Source organism: Chitinophaga sp. RAB17 (genome assembly GCF_052114225.1).
Classification (GTDB): domain Bacteria; phylum Bacteroidota; class Bacteroidia; order Chitinophagales; family Chitinophagaceae; genus Chitinophaga.
Window position 1 is genome coordinate 1 of record NZ_JBFREI010000051.1, and the last position, 611, is coordinate 611.

1 rRNA gene is annotated in these 611 nt (G+C 53.8%); it reads right to left on the reverse strand.

Annotated features, from left to right (window positions below):
• A 16S ribosomal RNA gene (locus AB4Z08_RS35810) occupies window positions 1-611 on the reverse strand; the annotation flags it as partial.

Consider the following 611-nt stretch of genomic DNA (forward strand, 5'->3'; position numbering starts at 1 on the left):
GTACAAGGCCCGGGAACGTATTCACCGTGRCATKCTGATYCACGATTACTAGCGATTCCRMCTTCATGSASTCGAGTTGCAGACTCCAATCCGGACTACGACGCACTTTATGAGGTCCGCTGGCTCTCGCGAGWTCGCTTCTCTTTGTATGCGCCATTGTAGCACGTGTGTAGCCCTGGYCGTAAGGGCCATGATGACTTGACGTCATCCCCACCTTCCTCCRGTTTATCACTGGCAGTCTCCTTTGAGTTCCCGGCCTAACCGCTGGCAACAAAGGATAAGGGTTGCGCTCGTTGCGGGACTTAACCCAACATTTCACAACACGAGCTGACGACAGCCATGCAGCACCTGTCTCACAGTTCCCGAAGGCACCAAKSCATCTCTGSMAAGTTCTGTGGATGTCAAGACCAGGTAAGGTTCTTCGCGTTGCATCGAATTAAACCACATGCTCCACCGCTTGTGCGGGCCCCCGTCAATTCATTTGAGTTTTAACCTTGCGGCCGTACTCCCCAGGCGGTCGACTTAACGCGTTAGCTCCGGAAGCCACGCCTCAAGGGCACGTATGTCGAGTAATCATCGTTTACGGCGTGGACTACCAGGGTATCTAATCC